Origin of the sequence: Clostridium sp. MB05 (genome assembly GCF_046581255.1) — a bacterium.
GTDB lineage: Bacteria > Bacillota > Clostridia > Clostridiales > Clostridiaceae > Clostridium.
On sequence record NZ_CP174370.1, the window covers coordinates 1,935,304 to 1,950,384 of the forward strand.

At 26.5% G+C, this 15,081-nt stretch carries 12 protein-coding genes and 2 riboswitches; of the genes, 7 read left to right on the forward strand and 5 right to left on the reverse strand.

What is annotated here, in order from left to right:
* Positions 1-27 precede the first annotated feature (27 nt).
* A complete protein-coding gene (locus ACH36K_RS09000) occupies positions 28-1,215 on the reverse strand; it encodes a cation:proton antiporter (protein ID WP_411170594.1) in 1,188 nt (395 codons plus the stop codon).
* A gap of 53 nt (positions 1,216-1,268) precedes the next feature.
* Positions 1,269-1,342: riboswitch (Fluoride riboswitch) on the reverse strand.
* A gap of 235 nt (positions 1,343-1,577) precedes the next feature.
* Between ACH36K_RS09000 and pulA the strand changes: the two genes are divergently transcribed.
* Positions 1,578-4,517, forward strand: a complete 2,940-nt coding sequence (gene pulA, locus ACH36K_RS09005; RefSeq protein WP_411170595.1) for a type I pullulanase — start codon at positions 1,578-1,580, stop codon at positions 4,515-4,517.
* A gap of 197 nt (positions 4,518-4,714) precedes the next feature.
* Here the strand turns inward: pulA and ACH36K_RS09010 are convergent, their stop codons facing one another.
* Both ACH36K_RS09010 and thiT read right to left on the reverse strand, forming a co-directional pair.
* A complete protein-coding gene (locus ACH36K_RS09010) occupies positions 4,715-4,990 on the reverse strand; it encodes a hypothetical protein (RefSeq protein WP_411170596.1) in 276 nt (91 codons plus the stop codon).
* Between the two features lie 102 nt (positions 4,991-5,092).
* Positions 5,093-5,737: an energy-coupled thiamine transporter ThiT gene (thiT, locus tag ACH36K_RS09015; RefSeq protein ID WP_411170597.1), complete on the reverse strand. Its 645-nt coding sequence runs from the start codon at positions 5,735-5,737 to the stop codon at positions 5,093-5,095.
* 63 nt (positions 5,738-5,800) lie between these two features.
* A riboswitch (TPP riboswitch) is annotated at positions 5,801-5,902 on the reverse strand.
* A 241-nt stretch (positions 5,903-6,143) separates the two neighbouring features.
* Here thiT and ACH36K_RS09020 point away from each other — a divergent pair.
* Positions 6,144-7,223 (forward strand): L,D-transpeptidase family protein, encoded by a 1,080-nt coding sequence (locus tag ACH36K_RS09020; RefSeq protein ID WP_411170598.1) that lies wholly within the window; start codon positions 6,144-6,146, stop codon positions 7,221-7,223.
* Between the two features lie 224 nt (positions 7,224-7,447).
* On the forward strand, positions 7,448-8,017 hold the full coding sequence (locus tag ACH36K_RS09025) for a GNAT family N-acetyltransferase (RefSeq protein ID WP_411170599.1): 570 nt from the start codon (positions 7,448-7,450) through the stop codon (positions 8,015-8,017).
* Positions 8,018-8,079: 62 nt separating this feature from the next.
* Here the strand turns inward: ACH36K_RS09025 and ACH36K_RS09030 are convergent, their stop codons facing one another.
* Positions 8,080-8,649 (reverse strand): serine/threonine protein kinase, encoded by a 570-nt coding sequence (locus tag ACH36K_RS09030; protein WP_411170600.1) that lies wholly within the window; start codon positions 8,647-8,649, stop codon positions 8,080-8,082.
* Positions 8,650-8,868: 219 nt separating this feature from the next.
* Here ACH36K_RS09030 and ACH36K_RS09035 point away from each other — a divergent pair, with 219 nt between their 5' ends.
* The 3 genes from ACH36K_RS09035 (at position 8,869) to ACH36K_RS09045 (ending at position 12,148) form a co-directional block, all read left to right on the forward strand.
* Entirely contained in the window at positions 8,869-9,774 is a 906-nt protein-coding gene (locus ACH36K_RS09035) for a GNAT family N-acetyltransferase (protein WP_411170601.1), read from the forward strand.
* A 156-nt stretch (positions 9,775-9,930) separates the two neighbouring features.
* Positions 9,931-10,782: an aldo/keto reductase gene (locus ACH36K_RS09040; RefSeq protein ID WP_411170602.1), complete on the forward strand. Its 852-nt coding sequence runs from the start codon at positions 9,931-9,933 to the stop codon at positions 10,780-10,782.
* 580 nt (positions 10,783-11,362) lie between these two features.
* The gene (locus ACH36K_RS09045; RefSeq protein ID WP_411170603.1) at positions 11,363-12,148 is read left to right on the forward strand and encodes a class I SAM-dependent methyltransferase; all 786 of its coding nucleotides are present in this window, start codon (positions 11,363-11,365) and stop codon (positions 12,146-12,148) included.
* Positions 12,149-12,193: 45 nt separating this feature from the next.
* On the opposite strand, the gene ACH36K_RS09050 is transcribed toward ACH36K_RS09045, so the two are convergent.
* Positions 12,194-13,540 (reverse strand): MATE family efflux transporter, encoded by a 1,347-nt coding sequence (locus tag ACH36K_RS09050; protein WP_411170604.1) that lies wholly within the window; start codon positions 13,538-13,540, stop codon positions 12,194-12,196.
* Between the two features lie 268 nt (positions 13,541-13,808).
* Here ACH36K_RS09050 and ACH36K_RS09055 point away from each other — a divergent pair, with 268 nt between their 5' ends.
* The gene (locus ACH36K_RS09055; RefSeq protein WP_411170605.1) at positions 13,809-15,020 is read left to right on the forward strand and encodes a hypothetical protein; all 1,212 of its coding nucleotides are present in this window, start codon (positions 13,809-13,811) and stop codon (positions 15,018-15,020) included.
* The last annotated feature ends 61 nt before the right edge of the window (positions 15,021-15,081 follow it).

Below are 15,081 nucleotides of genomic sequence, written 5' to 3' on the forward strand. Positions count from 1 at the left end.
ATATAGTTTTTTTAGAATCTATAGAATTTATTTTTCTGAAGTAATTAATAATTTTTTATAGTTTCTATCAATTAAAAATGCACCTAGTGGAGCAGTGATTATTATAGAAAGCACTGCAACTGTTAGTATAATCTCACCAGAGGCCAGACCCATTGAAAGTGGTAGGGCACCAATAGCAGCTTGAACTGTAGCTTTTGGCATATATGCTATAACAGAAAATATTCTTTCTTTAAAAGTTAATTCAGTTTTAATTAAACAAACTAAAACTCCAATCATTCTAAATAATAATGAGCCTAAGATTAACAGAATAGCTACTATCCCGGAATTTAATGCATACTTAATATTTACAGTTGCTCCAACTAAAACAAACAAAAATATTTCGGCAGCAACCCAAAGCTTTGAATATTTAAGAGATATCCTAGTAGCTAATTTAGGGTAAGTTTTTAATATAGTTGCGCCAAGGCTCATAATAGCAAGTAATCCAGAAATAGGAATAACGTTCTTTAATAAGTTTTCAATAGTTATAAATAAAAACGATACACTTAATATTATAAGAATTTTAATAGAGTCGCGCATATGAATCTCTTTAAATAGGTAGACAAGAGCTAAGCCACCCATAATGCCTAATATTATTCCAAGTACTATAGAAATTGGAATTTCTAATAAAGACATATAAGAAAAGCTACTACTACCTGTAGCAATGCCTGTAAATGAAGTGAATAACACTATTACAAATATATCATCTACAGAGGCTCCAGCTAAAATCAATTGAGGAATACTTTTTTTAACTCCATAACCTTCATTCATAAGTTTTAGCATCCTAGGAACTATAACAGCTGGAGAAACAGCAGCAATAACAGTGCCCATTATTGCAGAGTCAAGTAAAGATAATCCTAAAAGTTTAGGTCCAAGCAATATAAATCCCAGTATTTCAAAGGTAGCAGGAACGAAGCACATTAAAATAGCAGGTCTACCAACCTTTTTTAAATCTTTAATATCTAATGCTAGACCTGCACGAGTTAAAATTATTACAAGAGCTATCTGTCGAAGTTCAGATGAAATTCCTAAAATACTTCCATCTATTAAATTAAGCATAGGAGGTCCTAATATAATTCCTGTCAATATCATACCTACGAGACTTGGCAATTTTAATTTAGAAAAAATAGAACCCATAAATATACCAGATAAAATAATAAGAGCTAAACTAGTTAACATATAAAAATCCTCCTTTGTTTAATAATTAAAAAAAGCTAATGACTTCTGCAAAAAACATTGCAGAAGTCATTAGCTTAGTAAGCGGTTTTGACATAAGTCAAGGGAGAACTTCATTCCCTTAAATCATTATAAATATTACCATATAAAAATTAAGAAATCAATGAAAATTTAAAATAAAATTGAAGACATAATTCTAGAAAATTATATGATGATGGAATATTTATGGTGAAATATATAGTTATATAAGGAATACCTTATATTATAGAAGAATCTGAATTTTCAAATGATTAAAGAAAAATAGATAGAGGCAATAATTAAGAATAGACATAAAATGTAATATTAAAATTTTAGGAGTTGAAATAATGGTAAGATATAGTGATGATATAAAGTATAATGACATAAGTAATAACAACTCTTTTAAAATAAGTAATAAATTATTAAAGAATAGTGAAAGTTTTGATGGTAATTTACTAGAAATTAAGGCTTCCTGTAATGAATTTCACTTAGGTAAAGAAATTCAGCTTGTAGCATTAAGAGAATCTATATTTGGAATAAAAGAACTAAGAGAGGTTTATTGGACAATTGATTATAAAGGAACAGATATAAACATAGAAAAAGACATCATTAAAATAAGTAAATCACTAAAAGATAAAAGCTCGATTCAAATAAGTTGTATTGATAAAGAAACTGGAGAAAAAGCTTCTAGGGAATTTCCTATTGTGTTAAAAGAAGTAGAAGATACATTAATACATTTTATAAAAAATGATGGTGATTATTTTGGTGATGGATATAAATGGGGTTTATGGGGTTTTTCTAATGAGGGAGATTCTTACCCCATAGAATTATTACAAGAAAGTGACTTTGGAAGATGTGCTTTTGTAAAGGAAGAAAATATAATTGCAAGAAGAAAAGCTTGGGGAGATAATTGGGGTAATGATTGGTCAGAACAAACAGCTACCTTTGAAATACCAAAAGGAGTGAAAAATTGTTATATAATTTATGGTGAAGATAAGCTTATACTAGATTTAAAAGAGGTTATAGAATATATAGGACCAAGAATAGAGACGGCAATAATGGATGATAAGGATAAAATAACAGCCTTTTTATCTAAAAAACCATTAGATGTAACTGAGTTTTATATTTATATAAATGAAGTAAAAGAAGAAAACTGTGAATATGTGATTTATAAGGATTTAAAAAAAGTAGAGTTTATAAATTTAAATTTAAATATATCACCAATGGATCTAGTTGAAGTAAGATCAAGTAAGACATTCCTTCCTTGTAAAGTTACGATGAGAAGGTTTTTAGACAGTTATTATTATAAAGAAAATGATATGGGCATTGTCTATGATAAAGAATATATATATTTAAGAGTTTGGGCTCCAACTTCTTTTAAGGTAGAGTTATGTTTATATGATAATTGGTATGATATAAACGAAAATGAAAAAAGCTTACATCAAATGAAAAGAGATAATATAAGTGGAACTTATTATAACAAAATAAATAGAAAAGAAAATGAAGGGAAATTTTATCTATATAAGCTTTACTTTAAAGATATAGATAGAAATGGATTAGAATATATAAAAATAAACTATGCAGTAGACCCTTATACAGTATCTGTAGGTATAAATGGTGAAAAAGGCTTTTTAATGGATACAAATAATATAAAAACTATGCCATTAGGATGGCTATTTGATAAAAAACCAGAACTTGTAAGAAAAGAGGATTCTATAATTTATGAAATTCATGTAAGAGATTTTACTATAAGCGATGATAGTGGAATAGATAAAAATATTAGAGGAAAATATTTAGGACTAGCAAAAGAAGGAGCTAGATACAAAGATACAAAAAGAAAAATTGAAGTTAAAACAGGTATTGATCATCTAAAAGAACTTGGAATAACTCATGTACATTTATTACCTATATTTGATTTTGGTTCAGTTGATGAAAGAAAATCAAACAAAAAAGGAAATAGAAACTGGGGATATGATCCTAAAAATTATAATGCTCCTGAAGGCAGTTATTCAAGTGATCCATATAATCCAATAGCTAGAATAATAGAACTAAGAGAAATGATAAAGGTTCTTCATAAAAATGGAATAAGAGTAGTTATGGATGTAGTTTATAATCATATGCAAGAAACTAGAAATTTAGATAGCCTTGTTCCATCATATTACTTTAGAACAGATTATAGAGGAAGATTTACTAATGGTTCAGGCTGTGGTAATGAAATAGCAACAGAAAGGCCTATGGTTAGAAAGTTTATTATAGATTCTATAACTCATTGGATAAAGGATTACCATATTGATGGTTTAAGATTTGATCTTATGGAATTAATAGATATAGATACTATGAAAGAAATAACTAGCTTAATAAAGAAAATTGACGACAATATATTAATTTATGGAGAGCCTTGGAAAGGAGGAGAATCGTCACTACTAAATGGAACCTACAAGGGAAGGCAAAGAGGTGAAGATTTTTCCGTATTTAATGACACCTTTAGAGATTTTATAAGGGGAAATAATAGTCCATCAAATGGATTTTCAAATGGAAATCAACATAATGGACCTACTGCATGGAATATAATAGAGGGTTTAAAAGGCTCTATAAATACATTAACATTTAATCCTAAGGAAACTATAAATTATGTAGATGCTCATGATAACTACACTCTCTGGGATCAAATAGAGAAAAGCTTAAAACCTAATATTAAAGAAGATGAATATAGAAAAATATTAGAAAATAATGTTTTAGATAATCATTTAGTAAGAAGAAATATTTTATCCCTTTCAATAATATTAACATCACAAGGAATACCATTTATTCAAGGTGGAGCAGAAATATTAAGAACAAAAAATGGAGACCACAATAGTTATAAAAGTCCAGATAATATAAATGCAATTTTTTGGAGGGATAAAGCAAAATATATAGATGTATTTAATTATGTAAAGGGATTAATAAATATCAGAAAAAACTATAGGGAATTTAGACTAGATAGTAGAGATGACATAAATAACAACATTGAGATTAGTTTTTTAAATGGAGATGAAAATGCTGGAGTAATAAAGTGGCATTTTAGAAACCTATACAATATTGAAAAAAATTTAAATGATTTAATTGTAATTTATAATGGAACATCTATAGATGATTATAATGTAAATCAACATATTCCTGAATCAAAATCTGGTGAGTGGAATATTATAGCAGACCATAGTTATGCAGGGATAGAAACTATAAAAACTATTAAATATGGTTTTATTCCCCAATTAAAATCTTATTCAATTATGATTATATATTCATAAGAATTATTAAAATAAGAGGCTAGTTAAATCTAAAATGAATCCTACATGAAGGATTTTAACTTTAACGTAGCCTCTTAATTTTTGTAGTATATATGTTCTAATTAATATTCTACATTATCTATATTTAAATTGAAATCAATAGTTAAAATTCAAAAAGCAAGTTTAATAGTAAATTAGAATCATATATAATAAAACTTTTAATATCCAGAGCTTAAAATAGCTGCAATAATTATTGATCCAAATATGATCCAGAATACTATTCCAATAGCAATCATAATAAGAGTTGCTTGGAAATAAGTTTTCTTACTTTTATTCACATTTGATCCAAAAGCCCAAACAAACATTAAAACTATGTTTGCAATTGGAATTAACATTAAAAGAAGTGTAATTATCCAATCTTTCAATGTCATTGGTTGAGAATACTTGTCGTAGTTAATATCATTATTTGTGTTGTTAGTTAAATTATTATCCATTATTTTCACTCCCCTAAAACTTAAAGTTATTATTTCTTAAATATTATACTATAAAATTTAAGAAATAATAACTCTAAGTGAAAAAAATGTAAAATTATAAAATTAATGAGATAGGCGTTTACTTCCTTCTATAATTCTATTTATAGGTAATAATCCTATAATAACTAAAACTACAATAAGATTTCCTCCAACAACAGCACCATTAACTACAAGAGAATATAAAGCTGGAGACCATCCTTCAGGTGCAAATTGTCCAAAGAATATAAACCCTGATATAAAGTGAAATATAAATTTAATAAACATACCGAAAAATGTTCCTAAAAGTTTTTTATCTTTAAAATACCCAGCTAGTCCAACTGCCATAAAAGGAAGAGGATAGTCAAATAAAACTTGAATTGGATGAAGTATATAAGGGCTGATAATTAAATATATTATCCCAAATAAAAATCCAGTAAGCATACCTATTTCAGGACCGTAAATAAAAGCAATAAGTAGTATTGGTACCATACTACCTAAATTTATACTACCAGCACCATTAGGTAAATCTACTATCTTTACAAGGTGAAGGATCGTAGCTAAGGCTAAAGCAATACCAATTCTAGCCATAATCTTTGAATCAAGCTTTATTTTTTTAAATCTAATAAAAGTAAGTATTAAAATAATAACTCCTAAAAGAGTAGCTAAAGAAAGCGGGCTTTTTAATATTTCACTAAAGCTTTCTCTTAATGTGTTAATAAAATTTTCCATTAAAAATACCTCCTAAAAATATGCTAGGAGGTACGTTTATAGCTTTATAATAATTTAATTCCATAAAAATACATTGTGACTTTCCTACGCTGGTATTATCCAGATCAGGTAAAGAGGGTTAATGAAAAATCATCTCTCAGCCTAAAGGCACCCCTAGCACTTCTTTTATTTAATTTATAAGTAAAGTTTACATAAGAATGAAATAAAAGTCAATAATTTTTAATATAGTATTTTATATAGAGAAATAAGAAGGTATCAGTTTGAAATTGATTGGAATAATTTACTATTTATTTGGTTTATAAAAAAATGTATGATAATAATTAGAGTTACCAATAATTTATTTACAATGCTGAACATAATTTTAATACTAATTTACAAAAGACTTTTTGATATACGGGGGGGAAAAATGATAAAAAACAAAAAGATAAATTTAATTATAGCATCGTTAGTACTAATTTTTATTGTTATAGGATTTAGTGCTTTTTATGTGAACAAGGTAAAAAAAGATAGAGTATTAGATGCAAAAATAGAAGAAGTATATGAAGAAGCAGATAATATTAAAATTTTAAATATGAATAATGATGAAGAAGAGCTTTATAGTAAATTAAAAGAAGACTTTAACAAAGCTATAAGCAGTAAAAAACTAAATGAAGCAAATGAAGTTTTAGATAAGTTAAAGGACTTAAAATCTTCGGTTGAGAAGAGAATTCAAGATGAAGCAAAAATAGAAGAAGAGAAAAAGAAGGAAGAAGAAAAACAGGAAAAAGAAAATGAAATAGCATTACCTGAAGAAGCTAAGAAAAAAGAAGAGGCTTCAAAGGTTGAGAATAATACTTCAAATTCAAATACTCAATCTATAGCTCCGTCTAATAATGAGCCTAAGATTGCCAATACATCAGTTGCTAAGAATTCTAATCAAATAATTTCAGTTGTGAGTACAGGCGGTAGTACAGCTGAGTTAGTTCTATGGCAAAAAGATAGCAATGGAAAATGGTATGAATATGATAGTATGTTTGCAAGATTAGGTGAAAATGGAATGAAAAATGCAAGTGAAGTTTATGAAATGGATTTATGTACTCCTACAGGTGTATATAGTTTAACAGAAGCTTTTGGAGCAGCACAAAATCCAGGAAGTGGAGTTCCATATAGAGTATTAGATGGTTCAGAATATTGGGTAGATGATGTTAATTCACCTTATTACAATACAATGCAGTTTGGAGAACCAAATGGTAGATGGAATTCAGCAGAGCATTTAATAGATCATAGCAATTCATATAAATACTCTTTAGTAATTGATTATAATAGATGGCCAGTTGTTCCAGGGAAAAGCTCTGCAATATTTTTACATGTAGATGTTGGGGTTCCAACTTGGGGATGTGTAGCTGTTGAACAAAGCAAGATGAAAGAAATTTTACAATGGATAAATCCAGGTTCGAACCCTAAAATAGCTCTTGCCTTAAGTTATGGTGAACTTTATAGCTATTAACAAATAATTAATATATTATTTAAAAGAAAAGTTATACATTAATAAATTTATTAGTGTATAGCTTTTTTTATTAATAAGTTGTAGGCTAAGTAAAAATTATTTATAATTATTTTATGATATATGAAAAATATGGAACAAATTTAAACTTTATAAATAAAAGGAAAAAAAATTTAAAATTAATATACCTATAATTTGATAAACACTTATAAAGGGGAGGTAATATTATGAAAAAAGATTTATTATTTAGTCAATTTCCTTATATTGAAAGTGAAGAAATTATATTAAGTAAAATAGAAGAAGTTAATTTAGAGGATTTATATGAAATTTGTGCAAATGAAAATTTATATAAATATAAACCTGGAAATGCAAAGAAATCTATTGATACAGTAAAAAATATGATTGCTCATTTTCAAAGAGATTTTCAAAAGAAAAAGATAGTTTTTTTAGGTGTTTTTCTTAAATCTAATCCTAAAAAGCTTGTAGGTGTAGCGGAAATTTTTGATATAGATGAAAAAGTGAGTGTAGTTACCATAGGATATACTTTAAATGAAGATTACTTTGGTAAGGGGATAGCTAGTAATATTGTTAAGACCTTAATAAAATATTTATTTAATGAAGTAGAATTAAACAGAATACAAGCATATGTAATGGTTGAAAATATTAAATCTCAAAATGTATTAAAAAGAAATAATTTTATAAAAGAGGGTACTATAAGAGAAGGGAATATATGGACAGGAAAAGGAATAGTTAATTTAGAGTTATATTCAATATTAAAATCAGAGTATATGAAGTAATATTTTTTAGAAGTGAAAACTAGAGTTAAATCCATTAGAATTTAGCTCTAGTTTTTACTTAATTAGCCATATCCATAACTTCTTTTTCTTCTAGGAGAAGCAAGATAATTATAGGCATCAGTCCAATAAGGGATTAAATCTGGTCTGTATTGTAAAACATCTTTTAAAAACTTATCAAATAAATGAAGTTTAACTAGTATTTTTATTATGTTCTTAGGATAAGGAGTAATTTTAGTAAAAGTTTTTCTTGGATCAATAACCATTATTTTACCCTTAGAGTTTACAAATATATGTTCATTTCTAATATTAATTCTCTTAAACTTAAGCCTTTTTAGGTCTTCAATTAAATCTATAATTTCCTTTGATAAATTATAAGGCAATCCATGTTTAGTAATGTATTTAAAAAGATTTTCTCCACCTACATATTCCCTTATTAAAATATTACTTATCCTTAAAATTGGATTTGGGAAAAAGGGACTGTCTAAAGTTTTTTTTAATATTTCTTCTTCACTTTTAGCAGCTTTTATATTTTTAAAGGTTTTAAGTGCATAACCTTCTGATGTTAAATAAACAGAACCTTCAGCTCCAGAACCTAATAGCTTACAATCTTGAATTTCTAATAAGTAGTTCATAATACCACACTTAATTAATTGCTTTTAAATATTATATGCAAACAAAAATAATATGTTATTAGTAATTGGATTATTTAGATTATAATGTAATAATTATATTTGTAGTAAGTAAAGAAAAAATTTTAGGCAAGTCAAGTATTAAAGAAAGTCTCTGAACTTAAATAAAATTAGTTAAGAATTTTGTAATTTAGGATAAATTAGAAGGTTAAGGGGAAAATAATGGATGAATTTATTTTGGTAAAAGATTTAAAGAAAAATAAAAAATATAGAAAAAGTTTTAGTAAGTTAGCAGCAGATACCTTTAGATTAGACTTTGAACAGTGGTTTGAAGAGGGCTATTGCAATGATAATTATATTTCATATTCCTATATTCATAATGATGAGGTAATTGCAAATGTTTCTATAAATAAATTTACTATAGTCCAGAATAGAAAGATTAATAAAGCAATTCAATTAGGAACAGTAATGACAGATAAAAATTATAGAAATAAAGGTCTAATAAGAAGGCTTATGAATGAAATATTTAAAGAATATGAAGAGAAGGTAGATTTTATATATTTATTTGCAAATAATTCTGTTTTAAACTTTTATCCTAAGTTTGGATTTAATAGAGTAAATGAAACTTCATATGAGATAAACACTGAAAATATAATTTATATTGAAGATATAAAGAATAAGAAAACAACTAATATTAAAAAGTTAAATTTAGATTTAAAAGAAGATAAGAAGATAATAGATAAAATGTGTAAAAATAGAGTTCAAGTTTCAAATAAGCTTGGAGTTATAAAAGATGAATGGCCACTTAAGGTTTATTGTAATTATATTTATAGAGAGAATCTTTATTATATTAAGGATGATGACGCTGTAGCTATAATGGAAAGAAATGATAAAGAACTTATATTAAATGATATTTTAAGTAAAAAGCCCATAAATTTAGATAATATAATATTAAAAATACTAGAGAAAGATGATAAAGTTATAATATTTAATTTTATTGCAGAAAGTAAAAAATTTAAGGTAAGTATTAAACCTAAAATGGATGATGATAATGCTTTATTTGTAAAAAATTGCAAAGGAGAATTTAAATGTGAAAGTGTATTCTTTCCAATAACTTCTCATACTTAATTAGTAAAAATGAATATAGTAGAATTATCAATAAGTATAGCTTATTCTTTAATGATTAACCTTATTGAACTATAATTAACTTAAATAATATTTTAAGTAGAAAGCCTATGAATTTTTAGATAATATAATATTAAAAATATAAGGAGAGGAAATTTTATGAAAAATTTAAAAGACACTTATATATTAAGCAATGGAATACAAATTCCATGTGTAGGATTTGGAACATGGCAAACACCTAATGGTGAAATTGCTATTTCATCTGTAGAAGAAGCATTAAAAGTGGGATATAGACATATAGATACAGCAGCAGTATATGGTAATGAAAGAAGCGTTGGTATAGCTATTAAAAACAGTGGTATACCTAGAAATGAGATATTTGTTACAAGTAAGCTTTGGAATACAGAACAAGGATATGAAAGCACTTTAAAGGCTTTTGAAAAAACATTGGAGGATTTACAACTAGAGTATGTAGATTTATACTTAATTCACTGGCCAATTCCTAAGATATTTAAGGAAAATTGGAAAGAAGTAAATATAGAAACTTGGAGAGCTTTCGAAGAGCTTTATAAACAAGGAAAAATAAGGGCAATAGGAGTAAGTAATTTTAAACCTCATCATCTTCAAAATATATTAGAAAATTGTGAAATAGCTCCTATGGTAAATCAAATAGAGATACATCCAGGATTAAATCAAGATGAAACAGTTGAATTCTGTAAGAAACATAACATATTAGTTGAGGCTTGGAGTCCTTTATCAACAGGAAAAATATTTGAAGTAAAAGAAATAAAAGATGTAGCAGATAAGTATGAAAAAACTATAGCACAAATATGTATAAGGTGGTCACTTCAAAAAGGGAACTTACCACTTCCAAAATCAGTAACAGCAAGTAGAATTGCTGAAAATGCTGAAGTGTTTGATTTTGAACTTAAAGAAGAGGATATAAAGTTTATAGATAATTTAATTAATTGTGGTGGATCAGGAATGGATCCAGATAATATAAATTTTTAAACACTTGGATAAGATGATATTCCTCATATAGAAGTGCAAGAGATTTGAGAGTAATGACTAGAAATAAGGAGAGTTTCCAATTAGGGAGACTCTCCTTATTTCTTTAAAATGACTATAGGAATATGAGGTCTATTATTTATTCTAAAAGGAAATAGGCTATTACTAATACCTCTACTTACAATAAGGTTAACATTATTTTTTTCATACGTTATTAATTTTAAAGGTTTAGAAATAAGTTTGTCATAGGAGCAATAGTCTTAATTTCACCATTATAGATAACTTCGAAATTAGCCAGAGTTTTATTAGTTAAGTTGCTTACATAAATCTATTTTAAGGCACAGTTAACAATTTAGTCTATATAAAGTTCTCGAATAATATTATATTTATTACTTTTGAAATATTAGTAAACATCTACATTATATTCCTAGTTATGGATTAACACAACATCATTTAGCAAGAATGGAACAGTAGAATATATTATAGATTGCTATAATGAAATTGTCATACTTATATTTTAAATTTTGCTATGGAGGCTATCAAATTATGTCTCGAAAAAAATTAATTAGGAGAAAGATGAATTATGGATAAATATTACTATGGCGACCTGTGCTCTTTATTTTATGATATTCATAAGCCCGAAGCGCCAAAAGATGAATTGGATTTTTTACTTTCATTTGCAAATGAAAATATGAAAATTTTAGAACCTATGTGTGGTTCAGGAAGATTTTTAATTCCTTTTTTAAAGAAGGGTTTTGATATTGATGGTTTTGATTTATCTAAGGATATGATAAAGAGATGTAGAGAAAAACTATTGTCAAATAATCTTTCAACAGGAATTGGTTTATGTGATTTTACCACATTTAATCATAGCAAAGAAAAGTATGACCTTATTTTTATTGCATCAATTTCTTTTTCATTACTAACTAACAGAAGAGATATTAACAACGCCCTGGAGATGATGAAAAATAGCTTAAAATCATCAGGGAAAATCGTTTTGGGTGTGGCAACTGACATTAACTATCGCAATAATAAATCTTATGCTGATGAATATAAGTTTGAAACTGATGATTTTAAAGAAAGAAAAAGAGTAGAAAAGGGCTCGTTTGAAATTTTATTAAAAGAAAAATCTGCATATAATCCCTATCAGCAAATTATGTATTTGCCGGGAGTATATGAGCTTTATATCAATAGTGAATATATTCGTTCAGAACATGAAGACTTTTATTTAAGACTATACAAACCTAATGAGCTTGATGAAATTGTTGAGAAGTGTGGATTGAAAATAGTAAATAAATATACGAATTTTAATAAAAGTGATTTTGACTTTCAAGGCGCTGAAGAAATATTTTATGAACTGCATAAATAAAACAAGCTGTATCTAAATTAATTTAGATACAGCTTACTTTATTTATTAATTAGCAAGCTCTTTTTCTTTCATAAGGACATTGATTCTTTTAAAATAAGTAATGGCAAGAGGTACAGCAGCAGCTATCCATGCAGCAGGATCAGCTAAAGCAATTCCTGTAAAATCTAGTAGAATTGGCAATGTAAATGCAACAACTGTTCTAGCTACCATTTCAGCAACACCAGCCATCATAGGAACAAAGCTATCTCCAATTCCTTGAAGGGTATTTCTATATATAAATATAAGTCCTAGCGGTATATAGAATATAGAAACTGTATTTAAATATTGTCTTGCATATCCTATAACTTCTAAATCATTACCACTCATAAATAATCTAGTAAAAGCACCACCAAATAATATAACAACTATAGTAGATATAATACTTACAACTATACTTATCATAGTACATTTTTTAACTCCCTCTTTTATACGATCAATTCTTCCAGCTCCAAGGTTTTGTCCACTGTATGTTGCCATAGCAACTCCAAATGTAACAGCAGGTTGCATTACAAGTTGTTGAACTTTAGAGGCAGCAGTATATGAAGCAATTACTTTAGAACCAAAAGAATTAAGTGCGCTTTGAAGTATCATTGCTCCAGCAGCTGTTATTGAAAATTGGAGAGCCATTGGAACACCAATTCTTAATTGCTTTTGAACATAGCTTTTTCTAATTTTCCAATGCTTCTTTTTAAGCTTTAAAATAGGAAATTTCTTTATTATATATATTGCACATAAAATTGCAGAAACAGCTTGTGAAATAACAGTTGCATAAGCAGCTCCAGCTACTCCCATTGAGAAGTTAACAATAAATACAATATCTAATACAACATTTAATATTGAAGAAATAATTAAAAAATATAAAGGTGTTTTGCTATCTCCAAGAGATCTTAATATGCTTGCAAGAATGTTATAAAATATTATAGCAATATTACCAGCATATATTATGATTATATAAGATAATGAATCTTGAATAATATCAGAAGGAGTGTTCATAAGCTCAAGTAAAGGTCTTGCAGAAACAACACTTATAAAAGTAACAACTATAGTCATTAAGGCAGATAAAACTAAAGAACTAGCAAAAGCTTTCCTTACTCCTTCTTCATTATTAGCTCCAAATTTTTGAGCAACTAGAACAGCAAAACCACTAGTTAGTCCAATAACAAAACCATTAACTAAAAACACCATGGCTCCAGTAGATCCTACCGCTGCTAATGCATTAACTCCAAGAAATCTACCAACTATTATAGTATCAACCATACTATAAAACTGTTGAAATACATTACCAATAAGTAAAGGAATAGAAAAAGTTAAAATAAGTTTCACAGGATTTCCTGTTGTCATATCTTTTGTCAAAAATAGCCCCCCTTTATTTAGAAATCTGTAATATAGTAAAATAAAGTATATTATAGACTTTAATATTACAATTAGTTACTTAACTATTTTAAAAACATTATAAATAATAGCACTATAAAAATTTATTAGCAACTTTATTTCAAATTTAGAAAATGAGATTGTAATGTTCATATTATTTAAAATAGTTAATAACTTTGTAACAACTTAATTAAACTATGTAAAAACTTCCAGGTAATATATAATTAAAAGTATAGGGAGGTTTTTTCTTATGAAAAAAATAATTTTACTGATGATAGCTATATTTTCTATAGCTATGGTTAGTTGCAATAATACTAAAGTATTAGAAGAAAATACTAAGGATAATAAGACATCTGATAAGTATAAAATAACTGAGAAAAATATTGAAAATACAGAAAGAGATAAATCTTTTATGCCTTTGTTTTATGATTCAGAGATAATTTATGGAACGATGTCTCCTAAAAATAGTGGAGCTCCTGAAGAGTTCCAAATACCTTACTATATTGATAGTAGTGGAGCTTTTAAAAGGGTAGAAGAAGGTAAGTTTGATAAAGATGAGATAGGCTTTATAAAGGATACTTATGGATGTATAGATTCAGGGGTATATATGCTTAACTATAATAGATTAAGTGAAAGAAAATTTTATTATATAGATATAGTAAATAAAAATAAATTTGAACTAGAAGGATATGAAAAAATATATAATTCCATAGAGTTAAAGCTCAAAAACTTTGAAAATAGGGGGGCTAAGCTAGAAGGAAATGAAAATTATTATATTCAGGGATATTTTAATGTAGAAGATAAAGGGAAATCTATAAATAATGAGGAAATAATTATTATTGATTTAAAAAATGAGAGTTATTATGTTGTTAGAAACAATAACAATAGGTATATTAAATTTTATTTTGATAATAATGAAGAAGCTATAATGGCTATAGATAATTTAGGAAAAATTTATAAGCTAAAATTACAAGAAAAAGAGATAGTTTTTGAGTTGTATAAAGATATTGGAGTAGAGGATTTGGAAATATATTATAAATACGGATATTTAGGAAGTTTTTATTTTGAAGATAAGTTAATCCTTAATATCCATAATAATGAATCTAAGGAGTTTTATGATTATAGTAATCTTTTTTATAAAGTTAAATCAGATGAGTTTATATCTATGGATAAAGAAAAAATCGTAATAGGAAAAGTTAATAATACTAATTTTTTTATTGTTCTATATAATGAAAATAGATATTTAGCAGAAATCAGTGATGATGGAGAAATAAATTTAATATATAAATTAGATGATTCTGAAGGATATAGATATTTCTTTGGGGTAGCTAATAAAGAGGGAAATAGTATATTGGTTACTAAAATTAAATATAATGAAGAAAATATTAAAGATTATAATGCTCTAGTAATAAAAGAAGATATAAAATATTCTATTATAGAAATAACGAAGAATGAAGATTAAATATATAGTCAAGATACTTGATTAAAAAAATTTAATATAAAAAAGTTATAAATAATTTATA

Bases quoted from the DNA above. Each gene is read 5' to 3' on its own strand.
- pulA (WP_411170595.1), top strand. From the start codon at position 1,578: ATGGTAAGATATAGTGATGATATAAAGTATAATGACATAAGTAATAAC.
- ACH36K_RS09020 (WP_411170598.1), top strand. From the start codon at position 6,144: ATGATAAAAAACAAAAAGATAAATTTAATTATAGCATCGTTAGTACTA.
- ACH36K_RS09040 (WP_411170602.1), top strand. From the start codon at position 9,931: ATGAAAAATTTAAAAGACACTTATATATTAAGCAATGGAATACAAATT.
- ACH36K_RS09025 (WP_411170599.1), top strand. From the start codon at position 7,448: ATGAAAAAAGATTTATTATTTAGTCAATTTCCTTATATTGAAAGTGAA.
- ACH36K_RS09035 (WP_411170601.1), top strand. From the start codon at position 8,869: ATGGATGAATTTATTTTGGTAAAAGATTTAAAGAAAAATAAAAAATAT.
- ACH36K_RS09055 (WP_411170605.1), top strand. From the start codon at position 13,809: ATGAAAAAAATAATTTTACTGATGATAGCTATATTTTCTATAGCTATG.
- thiT (WP_411170597.1), bottom strand. From the start codon at position 5,737: ATGGAAAATTTTATTAACACATTAAGAGAAAGCTTTAGTGAAATATTA.
- ACH36K_RS09045 (WP_411170603.1), top strand. From the start codon at position 11,363: ATGGATAAATATTACTATGGCGACCTGTGCTCTTTATTTTATGATATT.
- ACH36K_RS09010 (WP_411170596.1), bottom strand. From the start codon at position 4,990: ATGGATAATAATTTAACTAACAACACAAATAATGATATTAACTACGAC.
- ACH36K_RS09000 (WP_411170594.1), bottom strand. From the start codon at position 1,215: ATGTTAACTAGTTTAGCTCTTATTATTTTATCTGGTATATTTATGGGT.
- ACH36K_RS09030 (WP_411170600.1), bottom strand. From the start codon at position 8,649: ATGAACTACTTATTAGAAATTCAAGATTGTAAGCTATTAGGTTCTGGA.